General features: G+C 69.0%; 10 protein-coding genes. 1 reads left to right on the top strand and 9 read right to left on the bottom strand.

Going from position 1 to position 14,296, the window contains the following annotated elements:
• Positions 1-66 precede the first annotated feature (66 nt).
• Positions 67-960 (top strand): LysR substrate-binding domain-containing protein, encoded by an 894-nt coding sequence (locus ACSQ3O_RS26470; protein ID WP_436140993.1) that lies wholly within the window; start codon positions 67-69, stop codon positions 958-960.
• A gap of 3 nt (positions 961-963) precedes the next feature.
• On the opposite strand, the gene ACSQ3O_RS26475 is transcribed toward ACSQ3O_RS26470, so the two are convergent.
• The 9 genes from ACSQ3O_RS26475 to ACSQ3O_RS26515 form a co-directional block, all read right to left on the bottom strand.
• Positions 964-1,476 carry a GNAT family N-acetyltransferase gene (locus tag ACSQ3O_RS26475; RefSeq protein ID WP_436140994.1) on the bottom strand — a complete coding sequence of 171 codons (513 nt, stop codon included), beginning with the start codon at positions 1,474-1,476 and terminating at the stop codon, positions 964-966.
• Between the two features lie 17 nt (positions 1,477-1,493).
• Complete coding sequence (locus ACSQ3O_RS26480) at positions 1,494-2,198, bottom strand: riboflavin synthase subunit alpha (RefSeq protein WP_094289742.1); 705 nt, start codon at positions 2,196-2,198, stop codon at positions 1,494-1,496.
• Positions 2,199-2,455: 257 nt separating this feature from the next.
• On the bottom strand, positions 2,456-3,814 hold the full coding sequence (locus ACSQ3O_RS26485; protein WP_436140995.1) for an esterase-like activity of phytase family protein: 1,359 nt from the start codon (positions 3,812-3,814) through the stop codon (positions 2,456-2,458).
• A 155-nt stretch (positions 3,815-3,969) separates the two neighbouring features.
• Entirely contained in the window at positions 3,970-5,340 is a 1,371-nt protein-coding gene (locus ACSQ3O_RS26490) for an MATE family efflux transporter (protein WP_436140996.1), read from the bottom strand.
• Positions 5,337-5,858, bottom strand: coding sequence for a L,D-transpeptidase family protein (locus ACSQ3O_RS26495; protein WP_436140997.1), 522 nt, complete (start codon positions 5,856-5,858; stop codon positions 5,337-5,339). The genes ACSQ3O_RS26490 and ACSQ3O_RS26495 overlap by 4 nt, the downstream gene beginning before the upstream one ends.
• 15 nt (positions 5,859-5,873) lie before the next feature.
• Positions 5,874-7,577: an FAD-dependent oxidoreductase gene (locus tag ACSQ3O_RS26500; RefSeq protein WP_436140998.1), complete on the bottom strand. Its 1,704-nt coding sequence runs from the start codon at positions 7,575-7,577 to the stop codon at positions 5,874-5,876.
• A gap of 243 nt (positions 7,578-7,820) precedes the next feature.
• Positions 7,821-8,813 carry a response regulator gene (locus ACSQ3O_RS26505; protein WP_436140999.1) on the bottom strand — a complete coding sequence of 331 codons (993 nt, stop codon included), beginning with the start codon at positions 8,811-8,813 and terminating at the stop codon, positions 7,821-7,823.
• Positions 8,810-12,571, bottom strand: a complete 3,762-nt coding sequence (locus ACSQ3O_RS26510) for a PAS domain S-box protein (protein ID WP_436141000.1) — start codon at positions 12,569-12,571, stop codon at positions 8,810-8,812. Before ACSQ3O_RS26510 ends, ACSQ3O_RS26505 begins: the two co-directional genes overlap by 4 nt.
• Before the next feature lie 136 nt (positions 12,572-12,707).
• The gene (locus ACSQ3O_RS26515; protein ID WP_436141001.1) at positions 12,708-14,273 is read right to left on the bottom strand and encodes a polyamine aminopropyltransferase; all 1,566 of its coding nucleotides are present in this window, start codon (positions 14,271-14,273) and stop codon (positions 12,708-12,710) included.
• Positions 14,274-14,296 lie beyond the last annotated feature (23 nt).

Here is a 14,296-nt window from a genome sequence, read left to right on the forward strand (position 1 = left end):
GATTTCTAGCAAACGATTTATCCTCTACAACTGTTTAGCAGCGATGAACAGTTTGGGGCCGTACCGATGAAACTCCCTCCACTGATTGCCGTGCGTTTTTTCGAAGCCACGGCGCGCCACCGCAGCGTGCGCGAGGCTGCGCGCGAGCTGCACGTCACGCCCGGGGCGGTGTCGCAGCAAGTGCGGCGCCTGGAGGATTTCCTGGGCTGTGCGCTGTTTGAGCGCCTGCCGCGTGGCCTGGCCCTCACCCCCGCAGGCATGGACTACCAGGCCGCCTGCGGCGAGGCACTGGCCCGCATTGGCCACGCCACAGCCCGGCTGGCCGCCGGTGCACGCCGCGTGGTCCGGGTGAGCTGCACACCCGACTTCGCGGCACGGTGGCTGGTGCCACGCCTGCAGCTTTTTCTGCAGCACGCGCCCGAGCTGGATGTGCACGTGAACAGCACCCACCGCGCGGTGGACCTGCTCGCCGAGGACATGCATTTCGCGGTGCGCCATGGCATCGGCCCCTACCCGGGCCTGCACGCAGAGTGGCTGCTGGACGACGACCTGGTGCCCGTGTGCAGCCCGCGCCTGGTGGCGCCCCGCCTCTGGGCCCAGCTGGCGGACATCACCGGCCCCCGGCTGCTGCACGACGGGCAACGCGACGACTGGCGCCTGTGGTGCCACACCCAGGGCCTGGCACGGGTGGACAGCGGCCAGGGTGTGGTGTTTGCGGGCGCCAGTGGTGCCGTGGAGGCAGCCCTGGCGGGGCAGGGCTTTGCACTCGTAACGCGCACCAAGGTGGCACGGGCCCTGGCCACCCGCGCCCTGGTCGGCCTGCAGGCCCCACGGGTGCCAGCGCCACTGGGCTACCGCCTGGTCTACCGTCCCGAGGCCCTGATCGACCCTGCGCTGCGGCGCTTTCGCGACTGGGTGGTGGACGAGGGCGCGCAGGCCGAAGGCATCAGCGCGGGGTGACGGCTACAGCGCTGCCGCCAGGCTGCGCACCATGTAACACGCGCCCTCGCCATAGGTGGCCAGGCGCTGGCGCTGCACAGCGTCCTGCAGCACCTGCTGCACATAGCCGTGGCGCGCCCAGTAGCCCTGCGAGCCCTGTACCGACACCAGCGCCGTGTGGCGCAAGCCCTCTTGCTGAGCACGCTCCCACAGCGGCGTGAGCAGCGCCTGCGCCAGCCCCTGGCCCGCGCGGGTGGGCAGCACGGCCATGTCGTGCAGGTACAGGGTGTCGGCTGATGATGTGGCTTCAAAGTCGCCATGCAGCGGAGTGACCTTGCCACACACGCTGCGGTAGGCCGCCAGGTAGGCGCACACCGTGCCGCCCTGCTCCAGCACCAGCGAGCAGTTGGCGGGGCTGGCCAGGCGGCGGGCAAACACCTCGCCACTTTCTACAAACCCTTCGCCATAACAGGCCAGTTGCACGGCCAGCAGGTCGGCCAGATCGCTCAGCGCCAGCGGGCGCACCACCACGGACATGGGAGAGCTTCGCTGGGTCAGTGCGGCAACACGGGGGCCTGCACAAAGTCGTCGAGCGACAAGCCCTTTTCTTTCAGCAGCGCCTCCAGCACGGGCTGCAGGCGGCCCAGGCTTTCCTGCACGGCCTCGCGCACGGTGTCCACCACCACCTGGGTGCTGCGCTCGATCTCGATGTTCAGGCGGTCGCCCACCTTTTTGTTCTCAAACACGGTGGCGCGGCGGGTCTCGGGGATCATCCAGATCTCAAACCAACCCTCTTGCCGGTTCACCTCGGCCACCGTGAGGCTGGCGCCGTGGATGGCGATGTAGCCCTTGGCAAAGATGTAGCGGCGAAACGCCTCGGGCACGGCCACGCGCCACACCAGGTTGTTGTCGAACTCGCGGCGCTCGATGAGTGTGCCCGTAAAGTCCACATGGCCCGACAGCGGGTGGCCGCCGATCTCGGCGCCGTCCTTGGCCGCGCGCTCCACGTTCACACGGTCGCCCTGCGCGTAGCTGCCCAGCGTGGTGATGTTCAGGCTCTGCAGCATCACGTCGAAGTTGGCCTGCGTGGGCGACAGGATCTCGGTCACCGTGAGGCACACGCCATCGGTGGCCACGCTGGCGCCAATGGCCAGGTCCTGACAGAAGCCCTCGGGAAAATCGAGCGTGAACGTGCGCAGCCCTGCGCGGTCGTGGATGGCGGCAATGCCTGCCGTGGCTTGGACGATGCCTGTGAACATGGTGGCGCGGCTTCCGGGTACGTTGGAACGGGAACCGGGAATTTTGCCACCCGCAGCATTCAAAGGTGTCCCAAGGGTTGGAGCCCCCACACACCGGTCTTAACGAGGCCTCGCACCTGCCCGCAGCGCCCAAAACTGGCACGACCCAGCCCGGGGCAGCCGAGCAAGGGCCGCCCCGCAGCGAGGGCTGCGTCCCCCTGCCCGCGCGCAGCGCGAGAGCGGGGGGGAAGACGCGAAGCGTCTCAGGGGGGGGCCTCTTACCTTGCGCGCAGCAGCTCGCCCACTTCCAACAACACCAGCTCGTTGTCATCCGCCTTGTTCGGGTCGCGGCTGCTGCTGAAGGGCAGGTTGTTGTCATTGCCCACCACGATGTGCGTGCCGTCCACGATGTCCACGTTCTCGATGGTGAAGAACGGGAAGGTCAACACACCATTGTTCAGCGGCTTCTTGGCCAGGCGCTTGGGGTCCTGGATGTTCATGAGGTCGATGTAGCCCACCTTGCGGATCTCGCCGCCCACGTTGGCGTCGCTCATCTCCACCTTGTAGACGCGCTTGAACTTGGCCAAATCGTGGAAGCAGTCCGTGCGTTTTTGGTCTGCAGGGCAGGCCTTGTCGGCCGTGCCTTCGCCGTTGTCGCGCTCGATGATGAGGCCCGTGGTGGCATCGATCATGTTGAAGTCGCCAATGGCGTGGTGGTTGGCCTCCAGCACGTACTTCCAGTGGCGGCCGGTCCATTGCTCGGTCTTCACATCAAATTCGAGCACGCGCAGGTACTGCTTGCCGCCCAGGTTTTCGTAGGCCTTGGCGTTGTCGTTCCACAGCGCGCCTTCAAGCAGCGCGTAGAGCTTGCTGCCGTCCTTGCTGGAGGCCATGCCTTCGTAGCCCTTGGAGCGCTTGACTTCAAAGGGCGTGGGCTTGGCGTCGGGTGCGCCGGGCATGAGCACGCCGGGCGCGTCGGGCGAGCGCACGACCTTGCCGTCCACCTGCGTCTCGAAAACCGCCAGCACCTTGCCGTTCAGGTCGGCCTTGATGAGGAAGGGGCCAAACTCTTCGCCGATCCACAGTGCGCCACCGGCGAACTGGAAGCTCTCGGGGTCGAAGTCGGCGCCGGTCAGGTAGCGCGTGGCCGTGCCTTCGTGGGTGATGCGGAAGGGGATCTTCTTGTCGGGGTCGTGCAGGAAGAGGGTCTTGAGGCGGTTGAACTGGCCCGACTTGAAGTCCACGGTGTAGTGGCTCAGGTGCAGCATGAAGTCGGGCGAGTTGGCCTTGGAGCCCGCGCCGTTGTCGGTGAGGATCCAGAACGAGCCGTCGGCCATGCGCTTGATGCCCGAGTGGCCCTGGATGGGTTGGCCCTGGAAAGGCAGTGACACGCCGGTGTCGCGGCCGCCCGACTGGCCCATCACGCTGCCCACGGCGTCCACGCGGCGCGGGGTGGTGAACTTGCCCGCCACCTGCAGGTCTTGTGGCGCGTCTTTGGGCGCAGCAATCACGGTGAGGGCGGGCAGCACGGCGTGGCCAGCCAGGGTGGCGGGGTAGGCCTGCTGGGCGATGGCAGGGGAAGAAGCGGCGGCGCAGGCCAGCGCGGCACAAGCGGCCAGGGCAGAAAATCGGGACATGGTGGCAGGGGCAAAAAAGTAAAGCGGCCACGATGCCTCCGGCGCGTGACGGGGCTGTGACGGCCATGCCGCTGGCTTGGCGGGCAGGGCTCCGGGAGAGCTATCATTTTTATAGCCACTTAGGCTTGCCCATCAGGCGCAGGAGCCCTTTTCGATCAGATCAGACGCTGCACCGCCTGGCGCCGCCACACACCATGGAAGTACAGCCCCTGCAGCACCATTGCACACAGGTAAGTGGCGGGGTACGCCGCCCAGGTAGCGACCAGGCCCCACTGGCGGCCCAGCACCCAGCCCAGCGGCACGATGAGGCAGGCCAGGCAGCCCAGCGAGATGAGCGTGGGCACCAGCACCGTGCCGCTGGCGCGCATCACGCCCGAATACACGCTGGCCAGCCCAAAGAACACTGCGCCCCACACGGTGATGCGCAGCACCTGCCCCGCGATGTCGATCACCCGCGCATGGGCCACAAACAGGCCCACCACCCAGGGCGCTGCGGCAAACATCAGCACGGCCAGGCCGCCGGTGAGCCACAGGTTCATGCGCATGCCGGTGCGCGTGACGGCCGCCAGCTGCTGGCCCTGCCCCGCGCCAATGGCCTGGGCCGCAAACACCGACGACGCCATGGCCACGGCCATCGCCGGGAACAACACGTACGACATGACCTGGCTGGCTGTGCCCCAGGCCGCCGTGGCCGCCGCGCCATGGGCATTGACCAGGCTGAGCAGGCCCAGGTCGGCCAGCGATCCGGTGATGAAGAACAGCCCCGTGGGCACGCCCAGCCGCACCAGGGTGCGCAGCAAGGCTGCATCGATCCGCAGCTGCGCGGCCAGCGCCCGCGTGGGGGCCAGCACATGGGCGCAGCGCCGCAGGTGCCAGGCCGTGTAGCCCAGCGAGCACAGCGTGGCCAGCAGCAGCGCGGCCACACCGCCCAGAATGCCCAGCGCAGGGAGCCCCAGGGCAGGCACGCCCCGGATGAACAGCGGCGCACACACCAGCGTGACCGACAGCGACACCACCAGCGCACGCAGCGGCGTGACGGTGTCGCCCGTGCCGCGCAGCAGCGCGGCCGTGAGCATGGAGGTGAACAGCACGGGGAACAGCAGCACCATCCCCCGCGCATAGGCCACCGCCTGGGGCAACACATCGGCCGGCGTGCCCAGCAGCAGCATCAGGGGCTGCACGGCCACCAGCCCCACGGCAGCCAGCACTAGGCCCAGCAGCACCCCGGCGCACAGCGTGGTGCCCGCCACCGCATGCAGGCGCGCAGGGTTGCGCGCACCAAAGGCCTGGCCCACCAGGATGGACGCCCCCGTGCCCAGCCCGAAGATGAAGGCGCTGAGCAGCAGGAACAGCGGCATGAACGAGGCCACGGCCGCGAGCGGGCCCGCGCCCAGCAGCCGCCCCACGTAGATGTGGTTCACCGTGCCGGTGAGTGCCTGCAGGATGTTGCTGAGCACCAGCGGGCCCAGGAAGACAAGGAAGCGCCGGTCGAGCGAAGGCGATGGGGGCGATGGAGGCGTTGTCATGGCGGCGGGTCCGTCAGGGGCCAAGGATCGGAGGCGCCATGGATGGTCACCCGCGTGCCGACCACCACCCGGTCAAACAGGTCGATCACATCGGCATTGGCCATGCGCACGCAGCCGTGCGACAGCGGCACGCCCATCGCGCAGTCATCGGGGCAGCCGTGGAGGTAGATATAGCGGCGCAGCGTGTCCACCGCACCACCTCGGTTCAGGCCGGGCTCGCAGCCGGTCAGCCACAGGATGCGGGTGAGGATCCAGTCACGCCCCGGATGGGCAGCAGCAAGTTCGGGCGAATACACCTCGCCCGTGGCGCGCCGGCCCACGAACACCGTGCCCGGCGCGCAGCCTGCGCCCACCTTGGCGCGCACGCGGTGCTGGCCGCGTGGAGTGCAGCCGCTGCCGTTGCGTTCGCCCACGCCGTTCAGCGCGGTGGAGATGGTGTAGCTGCGCTCTGTGGCCCCGCGCACCACCAGGTGCAGCCGCTGCTGCGCCACGTCGATGTGCACTTCGGGGCCTGCCATCCCTGCCATCGGGGGTCAGCCTGCGGCCACCAGGCCCGCGCCGTGCCCGCGCGTGAAGGCTTCTTCAAACACCGAATAGCCCGACCAGTCGCTGTGCGCAAATGCCAGCCGCGCGGTGCGGGGGGTGGGGATCCACGCCGATTGCTCTGCATTTGATAGCTGCTTGCGCTTACTGGATGCGCGGAGAAGGCCAATTTGGCTCAAATATTCCAGCACCCCGGGTGTGGGGATGGCCATGGCGTGGCCGTAGCGGGTGATGTCCACGCGTGTGGCGCGTTCGCGCAGGTCGGGGTGGGGCACCGAGAGTGCGGCCAGCGCGGCATCGGCCCAGTGCTGCCAGGGCTGGGTGGCCAGCTGCTGGCGGCCGTCGGCCAGGTCGCCCAGCGCCTGGTAGTAGGTGAGCACGGTAGGGCCCGCGAGCGTGGCGCGGGTGTCCAGGCGCTGGTGGCCTGCGTTGACGTAGCCCAGGCCTCCGGCCGAGGGGTCGGCATAGAGCACGTTGTCCCACGCGGGCGCGGCGCCGGGGTGGTCGGCCAGCGGGCTGCCGATGTGGATGTTGGTCACCAGCCAGGGCGTCCACTGCAGGCGCTGCGCCGCGCCGGTGAGGAAGGCGGGCGGCTGCTGCACCACGCGCGCCGCCAGCAGCACAGGCAGCGCCACGATGCACTGCGGCGCCACCCAGCGCTCCACGTTGCCGGTGCTGTGGTTGAGGGCGTCCACCTCCACGCCATGGCGGCCTTCGGTGATGCGCAGCACGCTGGTGGCGGTGCGCAGCTGGCCCTGTGCACGCAGCGGCTCGGCCAGGCGCTGGGTGATCCAGCCGTTGCCCTCGGGCCAGGTGAGCACGCTTTCGCGGGCTTCGTCCGGGGCCTCGCCGGGGGCATGGAAACCATGGCGGCTGGCAAAGTAGTGGATGCCCGCCCAGGCCGACACCCGGTGGGCGCCCGCACCATAGTCATCGCGGCAGCAGTAGTCGAGGTACCAGCGCAGATGCACGTCATCGAGCCCCTGCGCTGCCAGCCACTTATCAAAAGTAATAGCGTCCAGCGCTTGATGGGCGCGCGCAAGCGGCTGTTTTTGGCTCCATAGCTTGAGCGCAGGCATGGCAAACCGGGCGGCGCGGGCCTCGGCGTCCACGGCGCGGGCAAAGCGGCGGTACTGCGCCAGCGTGGCCTCGCCCACGCCGTGCACGGGCAGCAGGCCCTCTTGCCATTCGCCGTCAAAAAACAGGCGCTCCTGCGGGCTGTGGCACAGGTGGCGTTCGTCGTACTGCCAGCGCCCGGCCACGCGGCGGCGCACGCCCAGTTCTTCGAGCAGGGCCTGCACCTCGCGCGCGTCGTCGCCGGGCACGGGCAGGTAGTGCGCGCCCTGCGGGCAGGGCAGGCCGCCCACCACCGTGCCCCGGCTGTTGCCGCCGGGGGCGTCTTCCAGCTCCAGCAGCGCAAAGTCGTGCACGCCCGCCAGCCGCAGCGCGCGTGCTGCGGCCAGCCCGGCCACACCACCGCCCGCAATGATCACCTGCGCACGCCGCACCACGGCGGGTGCAGACAGGTTGCCGGTTTTCAGCAGGTCGCGCAGCTGGTGGCCGCGTGTGATGTCGATGCCGGTGAAGCCGCCCAGCAAAGGCGCTGCGGCGCGCTCACACCCGCCCAGGGCGGCCGTGGCCAGGGCGGCAGCGCCCGCCACAAACTGGCGGCGCTGCAGGGTCCATGCGGTCATGCCATCGTCTTTCACACCTTCTTGCACCTTCTTTTTCTTTCTCATGCCGGTGCACGTTCAAAAATACAAGTCCGTTCACGCTGAGCCTGTCGAAGCGCCGCGCGAGGCGGATGAAACCGGCGCGGCCCGGGCCAGCGTCCCCGTGCAAGGGCCGCCCCGCTGCACCGGGGGCGTCCCCCTCCGGCCTTGCGCAGCAAGGCGAGAGAGGGGGAAGGCGCGAAGCGACTCAGGGGGTGTTTCACTTCAATCGGCCCAGCGCGCACGCACTTCCAGCAGCTGGGGCAGCAGCGGGGCGAACAGCAACACCAGGGCAGGGTCGAAATGCTGGCCCGCCTGGGCGGCGATGTGGTCCAGCGCCGCCTGCACGGGCCAAGGCTCCTTGTAGGGGCGGCGGGTGGTGAGGGCGTCAAACACGTCGGCAATGGCCACGATGCGCGCCGACAGCGGGATGGCCTCGCCCGCCAGGCCCCGGGGGTAGCCGCTACCGTCCCACTTTTCGTGGTGGGCCAGCGCAATCTCGCGCGCCAGCTGCAGCACCCCGGCCGAGTGTTCGCCAATGATCTCGGCGCCGATCTCGGGGTGGCGGCGCATGGTGGCCCACTCGTCGGCATCCAGCGGGCCGGGCTTGCGCAGCACGGCGTCGGGGATGCCGATCTTGCCCACGTCGTGCATGGGCGCGGCGTTGAGCAGGTCTTCGGCCCAGGCCGGGCTGCAGCCTGCGGCCAGCGCCAGCAGCTGCGCGAAGTAGCTCATGCGGATCACGTGCATGCCGGTTTCGTTGTCTTTGTATTCGGCCGCGCGGCCCAGGCGCTGCACGATCTGCAGGCGGGTCTCGCGCAGCTCGTCCAGCCGCACCAGCGACAGGTGGGTGCGCACGCGCGCGCGCACCACGGGCGGGCTCACGGGCTTGGTGATGTAGTCCACCGCACCCGCATCGAACCCGGCGGTTTCATCCTGGCTGTCGGTGAGGGCGGTGATGAAGATCACCGGAATGGCAGCGGTGGCGGCATCGGCCTTGAGCGTGCGGCACACCGCGTAGCCGTCCATGTTCGGCATCATGATGTCGAGCAGCACCAGGTCGGGCCGCTGCTCGCGCGCCACCTGCAGCGCGCGTTCGCCGTCGGTGGCAAACAGCAGGCGGTAGTCGGCCTGCAGGATGTGGCGCAGCACCTGCAGGTTGGTGGGTTCGTCGTCCACCAGGAGCAGGCGGGGCCGCAGGTCGGGGGTGGGGTTCATACGGGGTTCTCCGTGGGCGCATCGATCCAGTGCGTGCGCAGCTGCTGCAGCTGCGCCAGCGCCTGGTCGAAGTCAAAGGTGTCGATGGCTTCCTGCAGCCGCTCCATGGCATCGGCGGGCAGCAGCTGCGCCAGTTCGTCCAGCGGCGGCTGGGCCAGTTCGGAACGGGCCAGGGCCTGCTGCAGCGCCTGCGCGGCCGCATCGGCCTGGGCGCGCTGCGCAGGTGCCAGGGGCATGTGCTGGCCCACGCCGGGGGCGGATGCCGTGGCGGCGTCCAGCTCCTGGGCCAGGGCCTGCTGCACGGCCAACAGGGCGGCGGGCAGCGCGGGCACCAGCGAGCCCAGGGCGGTGCGGTCCAGCGTGTGGGCCGCTTCTTCGATGCGCTGGGCCAGCGTCTGCATGGGCGCCAGCGCCAGGTTGCCCGCCGCCCCGCGCAGGCGGTGGGCCAGGGCGCGGGCGCCGTCCATATCGTGCCGGGCCACCAGGGCCTGCAGGGTGGCGGGGGTGGCCTCGTAGTCGCCCACAAACCGGGCGATGGCGTCGCGCAGCAGCGCGCGCTGGCCCCACAGGCGGGTGCCGCGCTCCCAGTCGATGGCGGTGTGCGCCTGCGCCGTGGGCGATGGCACGGGGGCCAGGCTGGCCAGCGAGGACGCCGCCGTCAGCGCGCCCCAGCCCGATGTGGCGGGATCGGGCTGCAGCTTGAGCACGCGGGCGATCTCGCGGAACAGGCGGGCGGGCTCCAGGGGTTTGCTGGCAAATCCGTCCATGCCCGCAGCGCGTGCGTTGCGCCGGTCCTGCTCCAGCACGCTGGCCGACAGCGCGATCACGGGCACGGGTTTACGGCGCTGCTCCTGTTCAAACGCACGCATGCGGCGCGTGGCCTCCAGGCCGTCCATGCCGGGCATCTGCAGGTCCATCAGCACCAGGTCAAAGCGGCCTGACTGGAAAGCCGCCACGGCCTCTTCGCCGTCGCGGGCCACGGTGGTCTGGTGGCGGCCCTTGTCCAGGTGGATCTGCAGCAGCTCGATGTTGGCGGGCACGTCATCCACCGCCAGGATGCGCAGCGGGGGCAGCTGCACCGCATGGCTGGTGGTGGCCACGGCCTCGGTGGCCTGGCCCAGGGGCAGCGGCAGGCACACGGTGAAGGTGGTGCCCACACCCAGGGTGCTGCGCACGCTGATGCTGCCGCCCATCAGCTCGACCAGCTGGCGCGAGATGGTGGTGCCCAGGCCGGTGCCGCCAAACTGCCGGGTGGTGGAGGCATCGGCCTGCGCGAAGGGGTCGAAGATGCGGTCCAGGTGCTGGGCGGCGATGCCGATGCCGGTGTCTTCCACCTCCACCACCAGGGTGCCGTCCCGGTAGTCGAGCCGCAGCAGCACATGGCCGCGCTGGGTGAACTTGAGCGCATTGCCCAGCAGGTTAAGCAGCACCTGCTGCAGCCGCAGCGCGTCGCCGCGCAGGTAGGGCGGCACCTGCTCGGTGGTGAGGCACTGCAGCTCCAGCCGCTTCTTGGCGGCGTGGATGCGCAGCGAGGCCAGGATCTGGTCGCACACCTCGGGCAGGGAGAAGTCGGCGATCTCCAGCTCTACCGCGCCTTTTTCGAGCTTGGCCGTGTCCAGGATGTCGTTGAGCAGCCGCAGCATGGAGCGCGCCGAGTGCTGCACCGTGCCCAGGTGGCGGCGCTGCTGGGCGTCCATGGGGGTGTCGAGCAGGGCCTCGGTGAAGCCGATGATGGCGTTCATGGGCGTGCGGATTTCGTGGCTCATGTTGGCCAGGAAGGTGCTGCGCGCGGCGGCGGCCTGCTCGGCGCGGTCCTTGGCGGCGCGCAGCTCCTGCTCCATCGCGCGGCGCTGGGTGAGGTCGGTGGCAAATTTGACGACCTTGAAGGGCCTGCCCTGGGCGTCGAAGATGGGGTTGTAGGTGGCCTGGATCCAAATGCGCCGCCCGTCCCGGCCCAGGCGCAGGTATTCACCGCCGTCCAACCGGCCTTCGCGCAGCTGCTGCCAGAACTCGGCGTAGGCCGCGCTCTGGGCGTAGGCGGGCTCGCAGAACATGCGGTGGTGCTGGCCCACGATCTCGTCGAGCCGGTAGTCCATCAGCTCTCGGAAGTTGGCGTTGGCGGTGATCACATGGCCCTGCAGGTCGAACTCGGCCACGGCCAGCGCGCGGTCGATGGCGCGCACGGTGCTCTCAAACTCGGCGTTGCGCTCCTTGAAGCCGGTCATGTCCATGATCACGCCGTCGATCCACTGCACCTCGCCACCCGCGCCCACCACGGGGCGGCCGCTTTCAGACACCCAGCGCATGCGGCCCTGGCGGTCCACCAGGCCAAACTCCACGTGGTAGGGGCGGCGCAGCGCGATGGCGGCCGACACCTCGTTCCACAGACGCGGCACCTCGTCGGGCACCGTGAGCTGCGTGAAGTTGACGCGGCCTTCCAGAAAGTCCTCCGGTGCCCAGCCTGTGAGCGCCGTCACGGCGTCGCTGATGAAGAGCATGGTCCAGTCCGCGTCGTAGCGGCAGCGAAAACTCACGCCCGGAATGTTGTCCATCAGCGAGCGCAGGCGCTGCTCGCTGTCGCGCAGCTCCTGCTCCATGGCGTGGCGCTGGCTCAGGTCGCCGATGAAGCCCACAAACAGCGGGTCGCCATCGAGCTGCACACGCCCCACCGAAATGCGGATGGGCACGGTGCTGCCATCGCGCCGTACCGCCCGCACCTCGCGGCTGCTGCCGCCCACCACGCCGCCGCCCTGCCCGCCCAAGTAGCGCTGCAGGTAGCCGTCGTGCAAGGCCCGGTCGGGCTCGGGCATGAGCATGGACACGTTCTGTCCCAGCACCTCAGCAGCGGGCCAGCCCAGGATGTGCTCGGCCGCCGCGTTGAACGACTGCACCACGCCCTGGGCGTCGATCATCACGATGCCGTCCACCGTGGTTTCGGCAATCGCACGCAGCCGCGACTCGCTCTGGCGCACCTTCATGAACATCTGCCGGTAGCGCAGGCCCGCATTGATGGCCACCACCAGCAGGCCGATGACCACAGCCACCACCGCCACGGCCACAGCGAGCGAGGTGCTTTCGGCAGCGGCCAGCAGCTCCAGTTCATCGGGTGCGTCGGTGAACCGCAGCGCCGCCATGCCCGTGTAGTGCATGCCCGCAATCGCCAGGCCCATCACCGCCCCGGCCGCGCTGTTCAGGTACAAGGGGCGCCACTGCACCACACGCTCCAGCCCGAAGCGCACCCACAGCGCCACGATGGCCAGCAGCACCGCCACCAGCACCGAGGCCACAAACCCCCAGGGGTCGTAGCGCATTACCGTGGCCCACTGCGAGGCGGCCATGCCGATGTAGTGCATGGCGCCAATGCCCGCACCCACCAGCACCCCGCCCACCACCAGGGCCATGCGGCCGACCGTGCGGCGCATCAGGAGCCCCAGCGCAATCCACGAGGCGAGCACGCTGGGCAGCATGGACACCACCGTGGTGGCCGCATCAAATTGCCCGCGCGCGCACACGGCAAAGGCCAGCATGCCAATGAAGTGCATGGCCCAGATGCCCCCGCCCAGCGCCAGTGCGCCCGAGCCCCGGGCCATCTGGCGCATGAAGCCAGTGTCCGCCCGCCGGGCCAGTGCCGCCATCTGCAGTGCCAGCACCGAGGCCAGCACCGCCATCAGCACCGACAGGGCCACGAGCCAGGGGTCGTGCTGCGCCCACAGCAGGGGGTAGGCCGGGGCGTTGGAGAGAAAAAAGGAGTCCAGCATGGGGTTCGCCTGCGGCAATCAGGTCATCGCGCGGTGTTTGTCCGGGATTGTGAGGCCACCAGGGGCGGGACAAATCCTCCAATTCCCTCAGAACCTGCGCCCGCCCACACAGGGCACGCAAGCAGGTGCCAGCCGTTCAGTGCGCCACGACCTTGCCCCACTCGCGCTCATAGGTGTGCACCAGCGCCTGGTTGGACAGGCGGTTCACCTCGCCCGGCACACGCGCCATGTCGAGCGGAAAGTCGAACAGCAGCGGCAGCGTGTCGGCGCCCATGAACCGCAGGCCCTCCGGCAGCGCCTCGGGCACGCGCCAGGGTCGGCGGCTGGCGATGATGAAACCCCACTCGCCAAAGCTGGGCACATGCGCGTGGTACGGCGCTGTCGAGAGGCCCACGGATTCGATGGTCTGGACCACCGTCCAGTAGCTTTTGCGCGCCACCAGGGGCGAGGTGGTCTGCACCACCGCATAGCCACTGGCGGCCAGGCGCTTGTCCAGCAGCGCATAGAAGCTGTTGGTGTAGAGCTTGCCAATCGAGAAGTTGGTGGGGTCTGGAAAGTCCACCACGATCACATCGAACAGCTCGTCCGGCGCGCCCTGCTGCAACCAGCCAAACGCATCGGTGTTGACGATCTTCACCCTCGGGTTTTGCAGCGCATGGCCGTTGAGCTGCGCCAGACGCGGGTTCTCGCTGAAGATTTTTGTCATCGCCGGGTCCAGTTCCACCAGCGTCACGGACTCGACCGAGGGGTACTTGAGGATCTCGCGCACCGCCATGCCGTCGCCGCCGCCCAGCACGGCCACGCGCTTGGCGGCGCCGTGGGCGGCCATGGCGGGGTGCACCAGGGCCTCGTGGTAGCGGTACTCGTCGCTCTCGGAGAACTGCAGGTTGCCGTTGAGGTAGAGCCGGTGCCCCGAGCGCCCCTGGGTGACCACAATGCGCTGGTAGGGCGATGCCGTGCTGAACACGATGCGGTCCTGGTAGAACTTGTCCTCGGCAAAACTCGTGATGTGCTCGGCCCCCGCCAGCCCGGCCAGCAAGATGCCCAGCACCATCACGCAGGCCACCAGGTGTGCCTTGAGCCGCCGCAGCTCATGCCGGAACAGCCACACCGCCCACAGCGCCACGGCCGCATTCATCACCCCGAACAGCAGCCCGGTGCGGATCAGCCCCAGTTGTGGCACCAGGAGCAGCGGGAACGCCATCGACACCGCCAGCGCGCCCAGGTAGTCGAACGTGAGCACCTGCGAAACCAGGTCCTTGAGCGCCACGTTGCGCTTCAGGATACGCATGACCAGCGGGATCTCCAGCCCCACCAGCGTGCCCACCATCAGCACCATGCCGTACAGCAGAAACCGGAACGCGCCAGGCGTGTAGGCGTTGGCCAAAAAAAGTGTGGCCGGCAGCGCGCCGCCAATCAGCGCGACCAGCAGTTCGATGCGCAGGAAGTGCGCAGGCAGCTGCCGCTCAAAGTACCGCGACAGCCACGAGCCCACGCCCATGGCAAACAGGTAAGTGCCGATGATGGTGCTGAACTGCAGCACCGAGTCGCCCAGCACATAGGACGCCAGCGCCCCTGCCGCCAGCTCGTACAGCAGCCCGCATGCGGCCACGACAAAGACGCTGATGAGCAGGGCGATTTCGATGGGGCGGGGACCGGTCGGAGCGGCCGGGGCCTCGGGCGGGGAGGCAGAAGGGGTCAAGTCAGGTTCCAAGGCGGTCACCA

The organism is Acidovorax sp. LjRoot74, assembly GCF_964254355.1.
Classification (GTDB): domain Bacteria; phylum Pseudomonadota; class Gammaproteobacteria; order Burkholderiales; family Burkholderiaceae_C; genus Acidovorax.

Bases quoted from the DNA above. Each gene is read 5' to 3' on its own strand.
- ACSQ3O_RS26490 (WP_436140996.1), bottom strand. From the start codon at position 5,340: ATGACAACGCCTCCATCGCCCCCATCGCCTTCGCTCGACCGGCGCTTC.
- ACSQ3O_RS26505 (WP_436140999.1), bottom strand. From the start codon at position 8,813: ATGAACCCCACCCCCGACCTGCGGCCCCGCCTGCTCCTGGTGGACGAC.
- ACSQ3O_RS26500 (WP_436140998.1), bottom strand. From the start codon at position 7,577: ATGACCGCATGGACCCTGCAGCGCCGCCAGTTTGTGGCGGGCGCTGCC.
- ACSQ3O_RS26470 (WP_436140993.1), top strand. From the start codon at position 67: ATGAAACTCCCTCCACTGATTGCCGTGCGTTTTTTCGAAGCCACGGCG.
- ACSQ3O_RS26495 (WP_436140997.1), bottom strand. From the start codon at position 5,858: ATGGCAGGCCCCGAAGTGCACATCGACGTGGCGCAGCAGCGGCTGCAC.
- ACSQ3O_RS26475 (WP_436140994.1), bottom strand. From the start codon at position 1,476: ATGTCCGTGGTGGTGCGCCCGCTGGCGCTGAGCGATCTGGCCGACCTG.
- ACSQ3O_RS26480 (WP_094289742.1), bottom strand. From the start codon at position 2,198: ATGTTCACAGGCATCGTCCAAGCCACGGCAGGCATTGCCGCCATCCAC.
- ACSQ3O_RS26485 (WP_436140995.1), bottom strand. From the start codon at position 3,814: ATGTCCCGATTTTCTGCCCTGGCCGCTTGTGCCGCGCTGGCCTGCGCC.
- ACSQ3O_RS26510 (WP_436141000.1), bottom strand. From the start codon at position 12,571: ATGCTGGACTCCTTTTTTCTCTCCAACGCCCCGGCCTACCCCCTGCTG.